Here is a 14,763-nt window from a genome sequence, read left to right as displayed (position 1 = left end):
CATCGAACCAAGGCACCTGCCATGAATATCCTCGTAGTCGAAGACGAACCCAAGGCCGGCAACTACCTGCTCAACGGACTGCGGGAGTTGGGTTACTCGGTGAGCCTCGCCCGTGACGGTGTCGATGGACTGCATCAAGCGCTGGAAGCGCCATTCGATGTGATCGTGCTGGATGTGATGATGCCGAAAATGGACGGTTGGGAAGTGCTGCGCCGCCTGCGCAAGGAAGCCGATACGCCGGTGCTGTTTCTCACCGCCCGCGATGACATTGCCGACCGCATCAAGGGCCTGGAGCTGGGCGCCGATGACTATCTGATCAAGCCCTTCTCGTTCGCCGAGCTGGTGGCGCGCCTGCGCACCCTGACCCGCCGCGGCCCCAGTCGCGAAGAAGAACAGCTGCAAATCGCCGACCTGCAAATTGACGTCCTGAAACGCCGTGTCACCCGCGCCGGTACGCGCATTACGCTGACCAATAAAGAGTTTGCCCTGCTGCACCTGTTCGCGACTCATCAAGACCAGGTGTTATCACGCTCGATGATTGCCTCGCGGGTGTGGGACATGAACTTCGACAGTGACACCAACGTGGTGGACGTTGCCGTACGGCGCCTGCGCTTGAAAATCGATGATCCGTTCCAGCTCAAACTGATTCACAGCGTGCGGGGCATCGGCTACCGCTTCGATACCCAGCCATGAGCAACCGTCGCCATTATTCACTGACCCTGCGCCTGGCGCTGATCTTCGCCTTGCTCGCCTTCGCCCTGCTCGCCACGTTAGGCGTAGCGCTTTACCGCGAGCTGGAACGTGAACTGATCAAGCGTGACGACGCTTCGCTGATCTATCGCGCCGACCAACTGCGCAAACTACTCAACGACAGCAACACCCTGGACCTGATCAAGACCAAGCCGGAGCTGTTCCAGAACATGCTGGGCAACAGCGAGTCGGTGCTGAGCATCGCAGCACCTGGCCAGAAGCCCTTGCTGCTGGTCAACCCGGGAAACATTGAAATACCGTCCGTGCCCCCGGCGCCCAAAGACCGCGAGCTGGGCTTCGCCGACGTGCACCATCTGCCCGGTGTAAATGGCGTGCCCTTCGCCACCGTCGCTGCGTCGATCGACTCGGGAGACCTTGGCAGCCTGCAGGTCACCACCGGGCGCCTGATGACCGAACGCACCAGCATGCTCGCCAGCTATCGCTTGAACGTGTTTATCCTGGCAAGCATCGCCGCGATCATCCTCGCGGTGGTGGGTTACCTGCTCGTGCATCGTGGCCTGCTGCCGTTACGTCGCCTGGCCAGGCACACTCAAGGCATCGGCGTGGGCAACCTGGCCGAACGGCTCGATAGCCACGGCACGCCGAAAGAACTGCTGCCCATGATCGATGCCTTCAACACCATGCTCGAAAGACTGGCCAAAGGCTTTGTGCAGTTGGGCCAGGTGTCTACCGATATGGCGCATGAACTGCGCACACCGATCAACAATTTGCTGGGAGAAACCCAGGTGGCCCTGCAACAAGGCCGCAGTATTGAAAGCTATCAACAACTGCTGGCCTCCAATGTCGAAGAGCTTGAGCGCCTGGCACGGATGCTCGACAACATGCTGTTTCTGGCTCGCACCGACCCCGCCAGCGCGCAGCGCCAACGTCAGGAGTTGAGCGCGGCGGATGAAGTGGAACGCATCGCAGATTACTTCGAAGGGCTGGCCGGTGATGTGCACATGCCCATTGTTGCTGCGGGCGAAGGGGTGATCTGGGCTGAACCGATGCTGCTGCGGCGTGCCTTGGCGAACCTGTGCGCCAACGCCATCAAGTACGGCGCGCCGGGCTCGGAACTGAGCATCCAGGCGATCCCTGATGACGCGGGCATCCATCTGAAGGTGAGCAACCACGGCCAGACCATTCCCGCCGAGCATCTGCCTCGCTTGTTCGAACGGTTTTACCGGGTTGATGAATCCCGCGAACGGTCGTCCCAGTCCAACGGACTGGGGCTGTCGATCGTGGCAACCATCATGCACTTGCATAACGGGCGATACCGCGTGAGCAGTGAAGATGGCGTGACGTGCTTTGAGTTGTTTTTCCCTGGCCGTGAGGTCTGAGGGAAAGCCCGTCGTCAGCTTACCTGACCACCGCCCAGCACGATGTCGACGTGGGTTTGCCAGGCTGCCGAAACCGCAACACGCAGCCCCTCCACTACCGTCGATAACGCCATCGACGGCTCGCCCGATTCAGGCAGGCCCGGTACATGAATAAACCCACTGCGCACCGCAGACCCCGCCAGTGCATGCTGCAACCGATAAAACACCTGGTTGCACACAAACGTCCCCGCTGTCTGCGAAACCGAGGCCGCAATACCCGCCTCGCGCACCGCCCTGACCATGCTCTTGATCGGCAATGTCGAGAAGTACGCAGCCGGGCCGCCGTCCAGCACTGGCGTATCAATCGGCTGCGCCCCCAGATTGTCGGGAATGCGCGCATCGTTAACGTTGATCGCAATACGCTCGATGGAAATATCGCTACGCCCAGAGCCCAAGCCCGTGGCGATGACCATGACCGGGTGCAGTTCGTGGATCAACCGGAGCAGGCTCTCGGCAGCGGTGGCAAATGCGCAGGGCAAGCAACGCGCAACTATCTGCACATTCTCGCTCAACAGCACGCCATCCAACTGGCGCACGGCCTCCCACGAGGGGTTCACCCGGTCGTTATCAAAAGGCTCGAAGCCCGCCAGCAGCACAATTTGCATAGTGGTCTCACATCAACAGGTAAAGCAGCACGATATTGACCAGAAGCATCATCAATGCAGTCGGTATCTGCGCCTTGATCACCGCATTTTTATCGGGCAACTCCAGTAAAGCCGCCGGAACGATATTGAAGTTGGCCGCCATCGGCGTCATCAGCGTTCCGCAGTAGCCGGAAAACATACCGATGGCGGCCATCACCGCCGGGTTGCCGCCGTAAATTCCCACCAGTACCGGCACGCCGACACCGCCGGTCATGACAGGGAACGCGGCAAACCCATTGCCCATGATCACGGTAAACAAGGCCATGCCCAGCACATAAACCATCACCGCCACCCACTTGTAATCCAGGTTGATATAGGTGGTAGTGACGTGGGCGACCGCAGTGCCTACCCCGGCCTCGTTGAACAGCAACCCGAGCATTGCCAGCATCTGCGGCAATACCATGGCCCAGCCTAGGGCTTCGGTCAGACGGCGCGATTCACGCAAGGCTTGTACCGGCGTATCACGGGTCAGCCAGCAGGCCAGGCCAAGCGCAATCAGGCAGCCGATGCCCAGGGAGACAAAGGTTGTATTCTTCGGGTCCAGCAGCGGTACACCGCCAACTTCGGTGTGCTTGAGCAATACCGAGCCGATCACCGTGGTCAGCGGTATGGCCAACGCCGGGATAAACAGCTTGTGGCCCAGGCGCCCGGCACTGGCGCGGGAAGCCTTGTCGTGCAGCTCGGCGTGCTGGCCACGGCCAACGCCGCCCAGACCCGCGATCAACGCCATCACCACCACTCCGACGCCGATGACCACCGAGGGCAGGCGCTCCCCTGCCAGGAACGGCACGGCAAACAACAGCCAGAACACTGCGCTGGACCAACGCTTGGGGTGGGTACGGTCGAGCAGGATCATGCCCGCGGTGATCAGCAACAGGACACCCGCCAGCCAGTAAAGGTATTGAATGGAAATGATCATTGAGCGGCCTCCACCGGGACACCAGCGGGGCTCATCTCGCGGGTCAGTCGTCGATCGAAGCGATGGAGCCGGATCGCATGAATGATGAAGGCGCAGATCGCCGTCGGGATGCCCCACACCGCAATGTGCAACGGTTCCACATCAATTCCCGAACCCAGCAAAAAGGTGTGCATCAACGCAATCGCACCGAAGGCGACAAAGATGTCCTCACCAAAAAACAACCCGACGTTGTCGGTGGCGGCGCACATGGCCAGAACCTTGTGGCGCAGCTTGTCCGGTAACTTGCCAAAGCGTTTTTCCGCTGCGCCTTCGGCCATCGGCGCCAAGAGTGGCCGTACCATTTGCGGATGGCCACCCAGGCTGGTCAGCCCCATGGCCGCCGTGGACTCACGCACAAACAGATACATGATCAGCAAACGCCCGACCGTGGCACGTTCGAAGCGGGCGATCCAGTTTTGCGCATGCAGGCGCAAGCCATGGCGCTCCAACAAGCCGATCACCGCCAGCGGTAATAACAGAATCAATTGCAGGGCGCGGGTCTGAAGGAAGCCATCCCCCATGGAAGTCAGTATTTTTTCCAGCGGGAATTGGGCGGCGAGCCCGGTGGCGATGGCGGCGGCGGTGACCACCAACAGCGGATTGAAGCGCAATACAAAGCCGACCACGATGACGAGTACGCCGATCAACGGCCATAAGTTCACAACTGTTTGCATGGCGGAGAGGTCCTTTAGTGCGCGCTGCGGCGCCATTACAGCAGGATGTGAGCAAAGGGCTCACAGCATGAAAGTGGCGTGCAGTCGGCTAGGTTTTTTTATTGTTGACCTGGAAGGTCGAGCGACAGTGGCGGCATCTTTGCCGCTTGGGCCGGGGGGTGTCCAACAAGAAAAATTGTTGCTGCAAACCAATAATTTTTGTGGGTGATCGGCGCCGGTTTACCTGGCGTGGTCCAGTCGTTCAGCCCCGGCGACACCTCCATGGCCGAGAGTCGAATTCAGTCGTGAAAATTCTGGATCAGCGCCTACACTCAATAATGCAGTGCTGTATCTGGGCAAAATCCACAGCGCCAGTACCGATCAAGAGGCTAGCCGATATGTATGCCGGGCAAATGAGTAAGGCAACAGCGACGTTGGGCGAGATCCGCTGCCAGGTGGTCGTCCAGATTATCTGCCTGCTAGGGGTGGCGCAGCTTTTCTGCTGACGACCTCGCACACACGGGGCATAGGGATCCGTATAGCGGTGCAGGTTATGCGGGTAATCCGACCGTCGTGCCCAGTATCAAGACCAGCCCTGGTTGATTCCAAGGGCGTACCCGGTAGCGCCTGATTCATATATGCCGCTGTCGAATTCCCCAATCATTGATCGAGTACCTGGAGACGGGCGCGAACTGGCGTTCTGAGGTGGGTGTTTGCGAGCGCTGTGCAAATCGCGGACAACAAAAAAGGGCTCACCTTTCGGTGAGCCCTTCCAGACCGCCCAGCAGAGCGGATTTTGTTTGGTAGGCGCGATTGGACTCGAACCAACGACCCCCACCATGTCAAGGTGGTGCTCTAACCAACTGAGCTACGTGCCTGCTGTGAGGCGGCATTCTACGGAATTCCGGAGGGGTGTCAACATCTTTTTTGCAGCTAACCCTATGAATATGCGAATTTTTTATTTGCGGCGGGTATGCCCATGGTTTTTCGGTGGCTGGCAGGCAATTTTCAACTCAGGTAGGATCGGAGCACTCGTAAAAAATATAAAACAGAGGTTCCAGGATGGCGAACACCCCCTACCCCCAGTCGTATTACGCAGCGTCCGCCAATGCGGTCCCGCCTCGTCCGACGTTGCAAGGCGAAGTCGAAACCGATGTATGCGTGATCGGCGCCGGCTACACCGGTCTTTCCAGCGCGCTGTTCCTGCTGGAAAACGGTTTTCGCGTGACGGTGCTGGAGGCCGCCAAAGTGGGGTTCGGCGCCTCGGGTCGTAATGGCGGGCAAATCGTCAACAGCTATAGCCGTGACATCGATGTGATCGAGCGCAGTGTCGGCCCCAGGCAAGCCCAGTTGCTGGGACAAATGGCATTCGAAGGCGGCAAGATCATTCGCGAGCGCGTGGCCAAGTATCAGATCCAGTGCGACTTGAAGGACGGCGGCGTGTTCGCCGCACTCAACAGCAAGCACATGGCTCATCTGGAGTCGCAGAAGCGCCTGTGGGAACGCTTCGGCCACACTCAGCTGGAATTGCTGGACGAACGCCGCATTCGCGACGTGGTGGCCTGTGACAACTATGTGGGTGGCATGCTGGACATGAGTGGCGGGCATATCCACCCACTCAACCTTGCATTGGGAGAAGCTGCGGCCGTCGAGTCCCTGGGGGGCGTCATTTATGAACAGTCGGCGGCGGTGCGCATCGAGCGCGGCGCCAACCCGGTAGTGCATACCGCCGAGGGCAAGGTCAGGGCCAAATTCATCATTGTCGCGGGTAACGCCTATCTGGGGAACCTGGTGCCGGAGCTGGCGGCCAAGTCGATGCCCTGCGGCACTCAAGTCATCACCACGGCACCACTGGGCGATGAGCTGGCGAAGACACTGCTGCCGCAGGACTACTGCGTAGAAGACTGCAACTACCTGCTCGACTATTACCGTCTCACCCGCGACAAGCGCCTGATCTTCGGCGGCGGCGTGGTGTATGGAGCACGCGATCCGGCGAACATCGAAGCGATCATCCGACCGAAGATGCTCAAGGCCTTTCCGCAGCTCAAGGATGTGAAAATCGACTACGCCTGGACCGGCAATTTCCTGCTGACACTCTCCCGACTGCCGCAGGTCGGGCGCCTGGGCGACAACATCTACTATTCCCAGGGCTGCAGCGGCCATGGGGTGACGTACACGCACCTGGCAGGCAAGGTATTGGCCGAGGCATTGAAAGGCCAGGCAGAGCGTTTTGATGCGTTTGCCGACCTGCCGCACTACCCATTTCCGGGCGGACAACTACTGCGCACGCCGTTTGCGGCACTCGGGGCCTGGTACTACGGGCTGCGGGATAAGCTGGGGTTCTGACAGCACAGTGAGAGCCGGCTCGCCGGCTCTTCGGGCAGTTTTCCAAATCGCAGAAACAAAAAACCCCGGTCTTTCGACCAGGGTCTTTGCTATCGGATCAAAGTAGCCAGAGGCTTTCTTTGTGCTTCAAGGCGTTCAGTGGGCCTTGAGGCAGATATGGCGCAGCGGACGGGACTCGAACCCGCGACCCCCGGCGTGACAGGCCGGTATTCTAACCGACTGAACTACCGCTGCGTATCGCTTGACCAGCCAAGGCAAAACCTCAACTGTCTTGGAACATCTGATCAATCAGCCTTGGCTGTTCGATCTCAAGCCCGACACATCGGACCTGGAAAATATGGCGCAGCGGACGGGACTCGAACCCGCGACCCCCGGCGTGACAGGCCGGTATTCTAACCGACTGAACTACCGCTGCGCGTCGGTGCAACCTTTAACGTTGCGTCTTGCCCCAAGGCAAAACTCTCAAGAAGTGGTGGGTGATGACGGGATCGAACCGCCGACCCTCTGCTTGTAAGGCAGATGCTCTCCCAGCTGAGCTAATCACCCTTTGCTTCGTTGAGGCCGCGAAATTTACGCAGGTAACGGACCTAAGTCAATAGCCCGCTTGAAGTTTTTCTGAAAAAGACAAAATTACTTCAAGCCGGCCACCTGCCCTACTCGCTATAAATCATCTTCTTGCTCATACCGCCATCCACCACAAACTCCTGCCCGGTAACGAACCCCGCCTGGCGCGACAGCAGCCACGCGACCATCGCCGCCACATCCTCCACCGTACCGACCCGGCCCGCCGGATGTTGAGCATGGTCGGCATCGGTCAGGGGCTCGGCACGCCGTGCGGCAGGATCACGCGCATCGATCCAGCCTGGGCTGACGGCATTGACTCGCACTTCCGGCCCCAGGCTCATCGCCAAAGCGTGAGTCAGCGCCAGCAGGCCACCCTTGCTCGCCGCATAGGCCTCGGTGTCCGGTTCGGATTGACGCGCCCGGGTCGATGCCAGGTTGACGATGGCGCCACCATGGGCACGCAGGTACGGCGCGCAATGCTTGGCCAACAACATCGGCCCACTGAGGTTTACCGCCAGCACACGATTCCAATACGCCAGATCCAGGCTTTCCAGCGTGCTATTGCGCGGGTCGGCGACCGCCGCGTTGCACACCAACGCGTCCAGGCGACCAAACTGCCCCAACACCTCGGCGACACCCTGGGCGACCTGTTTCTCGTCAGCCACGTCCATGCTGATAAACCAGGCATTTTCGCCCAGCACCTTGGACACCTTGGACCCACGCTCGCGGTCCAGATCGGTCAAGACCACCTGCCAGCCCTCGCTGATCAGCCAGGCGGCGATCCCGAGGCCGATTCCCCGCGCCGCGCCGGTGACCAGCGCGACACGCCCATTACTGGCGACCGCGGCTTCCATGGACCACTCGATCACAAGGCTGCCAGCCCGCGAGCCAGGTCCGCCTGCAGGTCGGCCACGTCTTCCAGGCCCACCGCGATGCGAATCAGGCTGTCACGGATGCCCGCCGCCTCACGCTCCTGCGGCGCCAGGCGGCCGTGGGAGGTGGTGCTCGGATGAGTAATAGTCGTTTTGCTGTCACCCAGGTTCGCAGTGATGGAGATCAGGCGCGTGGCATCGATAAAGCGCCAGGCGCCCTCTTTGCCGCCCTTCACTTCGAAGCTCACCACGGCGCCGAAACCACGCTGCTGGCGCTGGGCCAACTCGTGCTGCGGGTGGCTCTTGAGGCCGGCGTAATGCACCTTCTCGATCCCTGCCTGCTGCTCCAGCCACTCGGCCAGGGCCTGGGCGTTGGCACAATGGGCCTTCATGCGCAGATTGAGGGTTTCCAGGCCCTTGAGGAAGATCCAGGCGTTGAAAGGACTCAGGGTCGGGCCAGCGGTGCGCAAGAAGCCCACCACTTCTTTCATCTGCTCACTGCGCCCCGCTACCACGCCACCCATGCAACGGCCTTGGCCATCGATAAACTTGGTGGCCGAATGCACGACGATGTCCGCGCCCAGTTTCAACGGCCGCTGCAACGCCGGGGTACAGAAGCAGTTGTCGACTACCAGCATCGCGCCCTTGGCATGCGCCACCTCGGACAACGCGGCAATGTCCACCAACTCGGCCAGCGGGTTGGATGGCGACTCGACGAACAGCAGTTTGGTGTTGGGCTTGATCGCCGCATCCCAACCGGACAGGTCCGCCAGAGGCACGTAGTCCACTTCGATACCGAAGCGCTTGAAGTACTTTTCGAACAGGCTGATGGTCGAACCAAACACACTGCGTGATACCAGCACGTGGTCGCCGGCACTGCACAGGCTCATCACCACCGCCAGGATGGCGGCCATGCCAGTCGCCGTGGCCACCGCCTGCTCGGCACCTTCCAGCGCCGCGATACGCTCTTCGAACGCACGGACGGTCGGGTTGGTATAACGCGAATACACATTGCCCGGCACTTCACCGGCAAAACGCGCAGCCGCGTCGGCAGCCGTGCGGAATACGTAGCTGGAGGTAAAGAACATCGGGTCACCGTGCTCACCTTCCGGGGTGCGGTGCTGACCGGCGCGCACAGCCAGGGTATCGAAAGCTACGCCATCGAGGTCGCTGTCCAACCGACCGGCATCCCATTCCTGACTCATGCTGCGACTCCTTACTCAATGCTTTATTTAAGATACAAAACCGGCCCCTCAGGGCCGGTGTCTACTCAGTTGTTGTACAGATCGATGATCGCACTGACCGCCTGGGTCTTGATCTTCGAGGAGTCGTTACGCGCCTGCTCGATCTTGTTCAGGTAAGCCTCGTCGACATCACCGGTCACGTACTTGCCGTCGAACACGGCACAGTCGAACTGCTCGATCTTGATCTTGCCACCGCCAACCGCTTCGATCAGGTCCGGCAGGTCCTGGTAGATCAGCCAGTCGGCGCCGATCAGGTCAGCCACATCCTGGGTGGTGCGGTTATGGGCGATCAACTCGTGAGCGCTCGGCATGTCGATACCGTACACGTTCGGGTAACGCACGGCTGGCGCAGCGGAACAGAAGTACACGTTCTTCGCACCGGCTTCGCGGGCCATCTGGATGATCTGCTTGCAGGTGGTGCCACGCACGATGGAGTCATCCACCAGCATGACGTTCTTGCCGCGGAACTCCAGCTCGATGGCGTTGAGCTTCTGGCGCACCGACTTCTTGCGCGCCGCCTGCCCCGGCATGATGAAGGTACGGCCGATGTAGCGGTTCTTCACAAAACCTTCGCGGAACTTGACGCCCAGGTGGTTGGCCAACTCCAGCGCAGCGGTACGGCTGGTATCGGGAATCGGGATGACCACGTCGATGTCGTGCTCAGGACGCTCACGCAGGATCTTCTCGGCCAGCTTCTCGCCCATGCGCAGGCGTGCCTTGTAAACCGAAACGCCATCGATGATCGAATCCGGGCGCGCCAGGTAGACGTGTTCGAAGATGCACGGAGTGAGTTTCGGGGCAACCGCGCACTGGCGGGTGTGCAGCTTGCCATCTTCGGTGATGTACACCGCTTCGCCCGGTGCCAGGTCGCGGATCAGGGTGAAGCCCAGCACGTCCAGGGACACGCTTTCGGAAGCGATCATGTACTCGACGCCTTCGTCGGTATGACGCTGGCCGAATACGATCGGACGGATACCATGGGGGTCGCGGAAACCGACGATGCCATAACCGGTGACCATGGCCACGACCGCATAACCACCGACACAACGGTTGTGCACGTCGGTGACGGCGGCGAACACGTCTTCTTCGGTCGGCTGCAGCTTGCCGCGCTGGGCCAGCTCGTGAGCGAACACGTTGAGCAACACTTCCGAGTCAGAGCTGGTGTTGACGTGGCGCAGGTCAGATTCGTAGATCTCCTTGGCCAGTTGCTCGACGTTGGTCAGGTTACCGTTGTGCGCCAGCGTAATGCCGTATGGCGAGTTGACGTAGAACGGTTGAGCTTCGGCCGAAGTCGAGCTACCGGCCGTCGGGTAACGCACATGGCCAATGCCCATGTGCCCAACGAGGCGCTGCATGTGACGCTGGTGAAACACGTCACGCACCAGGCCATTGTCCTTGCGCAGGAATAACCGGCCGTCATGGCTGGTCACAATACCGGCAGCGTCCTGGCCGCGGTGCTGGAGGACGGTTAGCGCGTCATACAGCGCCTGATTGACGTTCGACTTACCGACGATACCGACGATGCCACACATGCGACGCAACCCCTACTTAATGAATCTTGACTGAACACAACTTACTGAGGCGTTTTGGCCGGTAAGAGGTGCTCCTTGAACGGAAGATCAGCGGGTACGCTGATTCCGCTGGCCAGCCACTGACTGCTCCACCCCAATATGAGGTTCTTGGACCAATCTGCAACCAATAGAAATTTTGGCACGAGTACCGACTCCTGCCACCACGAATCCTGCTGTACCGGCCCCAGGCTCAACAGCCCGACCGCCACGACCACCAGCAACGCGCCACGCGCGGCACCGAAGGCCATGCCGAGAAATCGATCGGTCCCGGAGAGGCCGGTGACACGTATCAACTCGCCAATAAGATAATTGACCATTGCTCCCACCAGCAGCGTGGCGATGAACATGATGGCGCAGCCCGCGATGACGCGAGCCGAAGGTGTCTCGATGTATCCGGCCAGGTAGACCGACAATGAACCGCCGAACATCCAGGCTACGACTCCTGCGATGATCCAGGTCAGCAACGACAATGCTTCTTTTACGAAGCCGCGGCTCAGACTGATCAAAGCGGAGATGGCGACGATTGCAACGATCGCCCAATCAACCCAGGTAAATGCCACAGTGCAGCCTACATACGGATAAGGCGGCGCATTTTAGCAGAGCGTCGGGCTATCGGTAAGCGGTGATTGCGCGTGCTTTGCAAAACAATAGTTGGTGATGCAAAGGCCGCATTTCAACCCCGCCCCAAAAGCACTGTGGGAGGGGGCTTGCTCCCGATGGCGCTGGGTCAGTCAAAAAATCTGAACTGACACACCACTATCGGGAACAAGCCCCCTCCCACACTTGACTGCATTTCCAGCCGTAATCAGCCGCGCTCAGGCTGGAAACGGGTGACGAACCCCTTGAGGTTCTGCTGGCGGTCCAGCAGGTCGCGCAGGCGATCCGCCTCGGCGCGCTCGATCAGCGGGCCGATAAACACGCGATTCTTGCCGTCGGCGCTACGGATATAGGCGTTATAGCCTTGGCTGCGCAGCTTCTTCTGCAAGGCGTCGGCGCCTTCACGATTGCCCAGGCTGGCCACTTGAATCGACCAACTGACCGGCAAGCCATTCGGATCGATACGGCTCTGGCCCACATCCGGTTTGCCGGGTGCGGCAGGCTGCGGCACAACCGGCTTGGGTGCCGGCGCAGGCGCAGCAGGCTTGGCCGCCACCACGGGCGCCGCTGGAGCCGGTGCCGGCTTGGCCACGGGCACGCTTGGCTGTACCGGCATGGTCGGTGCCTGCTGTGTCGGCGCCTGTTGAGCCGCCACCTCAGCGTCGCTCGGCACGGGCTCTTCTTCAGGCAACGCCTGCGGCTCCGGCACCACCACCGGTTCGACCTGAACCTGCGGCATCACCGGCGCCTGCGGCGCAGCGGGCGCCTCGATAACCACCTGACGCTCTTCATCCTGACGGGAAAACAGCATCGGCAGGAAAATCACCGCCAACGCTACCAGCACCAGGGCTCCAACCATTCGCTGCTTGTATGCGCTATCCAGTAATGCCATGTGCAGCTTCCTCCGTGGAGCGCCGGGACAACCACTCGAGCGCCTCGGCAACACAATAAAATGATCCGAACAACAGAATCTCGTCCTCGGCCGTAGCCACCGCACATTGCGCTTCGAGCGCGGCAGTGACGCTTGCATACGACGCCACTGGCGCGCCAAGGTTCTGCAACGCGACCGCCAATTCGTTGGCCGGACGGCTGCGCGGGGTATCCAGCGGCGCTACCGCCCAAGCCTGGACGCTGTCCAACAAAGGCGCAACCACACCGTCCAGATCCTTGTCGGCCAACAGCCCGAACACCGCCAGGCGACGACCGGCAGGCAGATCACGCGCCAGACGCTGCGCCAGGTATTGCGCCGCATGCGGGTTATGCCCCACATCCAGCAGCAGGTTAAGGCGCTTACCCTCCCAGTCGAACGCACGACGATCCAGACGCCCGACCACACGGGTCGCCCGCAAGGTCTCGGCGATCTGCCGGGCATCCCAGGGCAGATCCAGCAAGAGATAGGCCTGCAGCGCGAGGGCTGCGTTTTCCATCGGCAAGTTCAGCAGCGGCAGGTCGCGCAGCTCTACGGCTTGACCCCGCGCATCACGCCCGCGCCACTGCCAATGCTCAGCACCTACTTCGAGATTGAATTCACGGCCACGCAGGAAAAACGGACAATCCAGCTCACGCACCTTGTCCAGCAAGGTATGCGGTGGGTCCAGGTCACCGCACAGGGCAGGTTTGCCCTGGCGGAAGATCCCGGCCTTCTCAAAGGCCACGGACTCGCGGGTGTTACCCAGGTAATCGGCGTGATCCACGCCAATGCTGGTCACCAGCGCCAGGTCGGCATCCACCACGTTGACCGTGTCCAGACGCCCACCCAGGCCAACCTCGAGGACCACCACATCCAACTGCGCACGCTCGAACAGCCAGAACGCCGCCAGGGTGCCCATCTCGAAATAGGTCAGGGAAATCTCGCCACGCCCCGCATCCAGCGCAGCGAACGCTTCGCAGAGCTGCTCGTCAGTGGCTTCGACACCCTCGATCTGCACCCGCTCGTTGTAACGCAGCAAGTGTGGCGAGCTGTACACGCCGACCTTCAGCCCTTGAGCTTGCAGCAACGCCGCGACAAAGGCACAGGTAGAGCCTTTGCCGTTGGTGCCGGTCACCGTGATCACACGCGGTGCCGGCCGGCCCAACCCCAGGCGGCCCGCTACCTGTTGCGAGCGCTCCAGGCCCATGTCGATGGCGGACGGATGCAACTGCTCAAGGTAGGCGAGCCATTCGCCCAGGGTACGCTGGGTCATAGGTTTGCCGGCACCGGCGGAACCACGACAGGTTCAACTTTAGGCGCGACGTACACTGGCGTCGGCAGGCCCATCATTTGTGCCAGCAGGTTGCCCAGGCGTGGACGCAGTTCACCGCGCGGGATGATCAGGTCGATCGCACCGTGCTCCAGCAGGAACTCACTGCGCTGGAAGCCTTCCGGCAGTTTTTCGCGTACGGTCTGCTCGATAACGCGCGGGCCGGCAAACCCGATCAAGGCCTTGGGTTCTGCGACGATCACGTCACCCAGCATCGCCAGGCTGGCGGATACACCGCCGTAGACCGGGTCGGTCAGCACGGAGATGAACGGGAGACCTTCTTCACGCAGACGCGCCAGCACCGCCGAGGTCTTGGCCATTTGCATCAGGGAAATCAGGGCTTCCTGCATGCGTGCACCACCCGAGGCGGCGAAGCAGATCATCGGGCAGCGATTTTCCAGGGCATAGTTGGCGGCACGAACAAAGCGCTCGCCAACGATGGCGCCCATGGAGCCGCCCATGAAGGAGAATTCGAAGGCCGAAACGACCACCGGCATGCCCAGCAGCTTACCGCTGACGGAAACCAATGCGTCTTTCTCACCGGTCTGCTTCTGCGCAGCGGTCAGGCGGTCCTTGTACTTCTTGCCGTCGCGGAACTTGAGACGGTCAACCGGCTCCAGGTCTGCACCCAGCTCGGCACGACCATCGGCGTCCAGGAAGATATCGATGCGGGCGCGAGCGCCAATACGCATGTGGTGGTTGCACTTGGGGCAAACGTCCAGGGTCTTTTCCAGCTCGGGACGGTACAACACCGCGTCGCAGGACGGGCATTTGTGCCACAGACCTTCAGGAACCGAGCTTTTCTTCACCTCGGAACGCATGATCGAAGGGATCAGTTTGTCTACTAACCAGTTGCTCATGCTTTCTTTCTCCAGTACCGGTGGCTTGAACACAGCCCCGCGTATGCCCTTGAGCTAAATTCATATGTGGCGATGACACAGACTG

At 60.7% G+C, this 14,763-nt stretch carries 13 protein-coding genes and 4 tRNA genes; 3 read left to right on the top strand and 14 right to left on the bottom strand.

Going from position 1 to position 14,763, the window contains the following annotated elements:
* Nucleotides 1-21 precede the first annotated feature (21 nt).
* Complete coding sequence (locus JBE38_RS02805) at nt 22-693, top strand: heavy metal response regulator transcription factor (protein WP_090369822.1); 672 nt, start codon at nt 22-24, stop codon at nt 691-693.
* Nucleotides 690-2,090: a heavy metal sensor histidine kinase gene (locus JBE38_RS02800; RefSeq protein WP_205343512.1), complete on the top strand. Its 1,401-nt coding sequence runs from the start codon at nt 690-692 to the stop codon at nt 2,088-2,090. The genes JBE38_RS02805 and JBE38_RS02800 overlap by 4 nt, the downstream gene beginning before the upstream one ends.
* A gap of 14 nt (nt 2,091-2,104) precedes the next feature.
* Here JBE38_RS02800 and pcp read toward each other — a convergent pair whose 3' ends face one another.
* The 4 genes from pcp to JBE38_RS02780 all read right to left on the bottom strand — a co-directional run bounded on the left by pcp (nt 2,105) and on the right by JBE38_RS02780 (nt 5,262).
* Nucleotides 2,105-2,734: a pyroglutamyl-peptidase I gene (gene pcp / locus JBE38_RS02795; protein ID WP_205343511.1), complete on the bottom strand. Its 630-nt coding sequence runs from the start codon at nt 2,732-2,734 to the stop codon at nt 2,105-2,107.
* Nucleotides 2,735-2,741: 7 nt separating this feature from the next.
* Entirely contained in the window at nt 2,742-3,692 is a 951-nt protein-coding gene (locus JBE38_RS02790; RefSeq protein WP_090369817.1) for a DUF979 domain-containing protein, read from the bottom strand.
* On the bottom strand, nt 3,689-4,405 hold the full coding sequence (locus tag JBE38_RS02785; RefSeq protein WP_090369815.1) for a DUF969 domain-containing protein: 717 nt from the start codon (nt 4,403-4,405) through the stop codon (nt 3,689-3,691). Before JBE38_RS02785 ends, JBE38_RS02790 begins: the two co-directional genes overlap by 4 nt.
* Nucleotides 4,406-5,185: 780 nt before the next feature.
* Nucleotides 5,186-5,262 (bottom strand) — tRNA-Val (locus tag JBE38_RS02780).
* A gap of 184 nt (nt 5,263-5,446) precedes the next feature.
* On the opposite strand from JBE38_RS02780, the gene JBE38_RS02775 reads away from it, so the two are divergent.
* Nucleotides 5,447-6,730, top strand: a complete 1,284-nt coding sequence (locus tag JBE38_RS02775; RefSeq protein WP_060755776.1) for an NAD(P)/FAD-dependent oxidoreductase — start codon at nt 5,447-5,449, stop codon at nt 6,728-6,730.
* Nucleotides 6,731-6,887: 157 nt separating this feature from the next.
* Here JBE38_RS02775 and JBE38_RS02770 read toward each other — a convergent pair.
* The 10 genes from JBE38_RS02770 to accD form a co-directional block, all read right to left on the bottom strand.
* Nucleotides 6,888-6,964: transfer RNA gene (locus JBE38_RS02770), tRNA-Asp, on the bottom strand.
* A gap of 104 nt (nt 6,965-7,068) precedes the next feature.
* A tRNA-Asp gene (locus JBE38_RS02765) sits at nt 7,069-7,145 on the bottom strand.
* A gap of 55 nt (nt 7,146-7,200) precedes the next feature.
* Nucleotides 7,201-7,276 (bottom strand) — tRNA-Val (locus JBE38_RS02760).
* Nucleotides 7,277-7,383: 107 nt separating this feature from the next.
* Nucleotides 7,384-8,148, bottom strand: a complete 765-nt coding sequence (locus tag JBE38_RS02755) for an SDR family oxidoreductase (protein WP_161549918.1) — start codon at nt 8,146-8,148, stop codon at nt 7,384-7,386.
* Between the two features lie 11 nt (nt 8,149-8,159).
* Nucleotides 8,160-9,371: an O-succinylhomoserine sulfhydrylase gene (locus JBE38_RS02750; protein ID WP_205343510.1), complete on the bottom strand. Its 1,212-nt coding sequence runs from the start codon at nt 9,369-9,371 to the stop codon at nt 8,160-8,162.
* Nucleotides 9,372-9,436: 65 nt separating this feature from the next.
* Entirely contained in the window at nt 9,437-10,942 is a 1,506-nt protein-coding gene (gene purF / locus JBE38_RS02745; protein WP_017737850.1) for an amidophosphoribosyltransferase, read from the bottom strand.
* Nucleotides 10,943-10,983: 41 nt separating this feature from the next.
* Nucleotides 10,984-11,541, bottom strand: coding sequence for a CvpA family protein (locus JBE38_RS02740; protein WP_060755779.1), 558 nt, complete (start codon nt 11,539-11,541; stop codon nt 10,984-10,986).
* Nucleotides 11,542-11,786: 245 nt separating this feature from the next.
* Entirely contained in the window at nt 11,787-12,470 is a 684-nt protein-coding gene (locus JBE38_RS02735) for an SPOR domain-containing protein (protein ID WP_205343509.1), read from the bottom strand.
* Nucleotides 12,454-13,761: a bifunctional tetrahydrofolate synthase/dihydrofolate synthase gene (gene folC / locus JBE38_RS02730; protein WP_205343508.1), complete on the bottom strand. Its 1,308-nt coding sequence runs from the start codon at nt 13,759-13,761 to the stop codon at nt 12,454-12,456. Before folC ends, JBE38_RS02735 begins: the two co-directional genes overlap by 17 nt.
* Entirely contained in the window at nt 13,758-14,678 is a 921-nt protein-coding gene (gene accD / locus JBE38_RS02725; protein WP_205343507.1) for an acetyl-CoA carboxylase, carboxyltransferase subunit beta, read from the bottom strand. Before accD ends, folC begins: the two co-directional genes overlap by 4 nt.
* Between the last annotated feature and the right edge of the window lie 85 nt (nt 14,679-14,763).

The sequence above is a fragment of the Pseudomonas sp. ICBG1301 genome, from assembly GCF_016918385.1.
Taxonomy (GTDB): Bacteria; Pseudomonadota; Gammaproteobacteria; order Pseudomonadales; family Pseudomonadaceae; genus Aquipseudomonas; species Aquipseudomonas palleroniana.
This window is presented reverse-complemented; position numbering and strand designations above follow the sequence as displayed.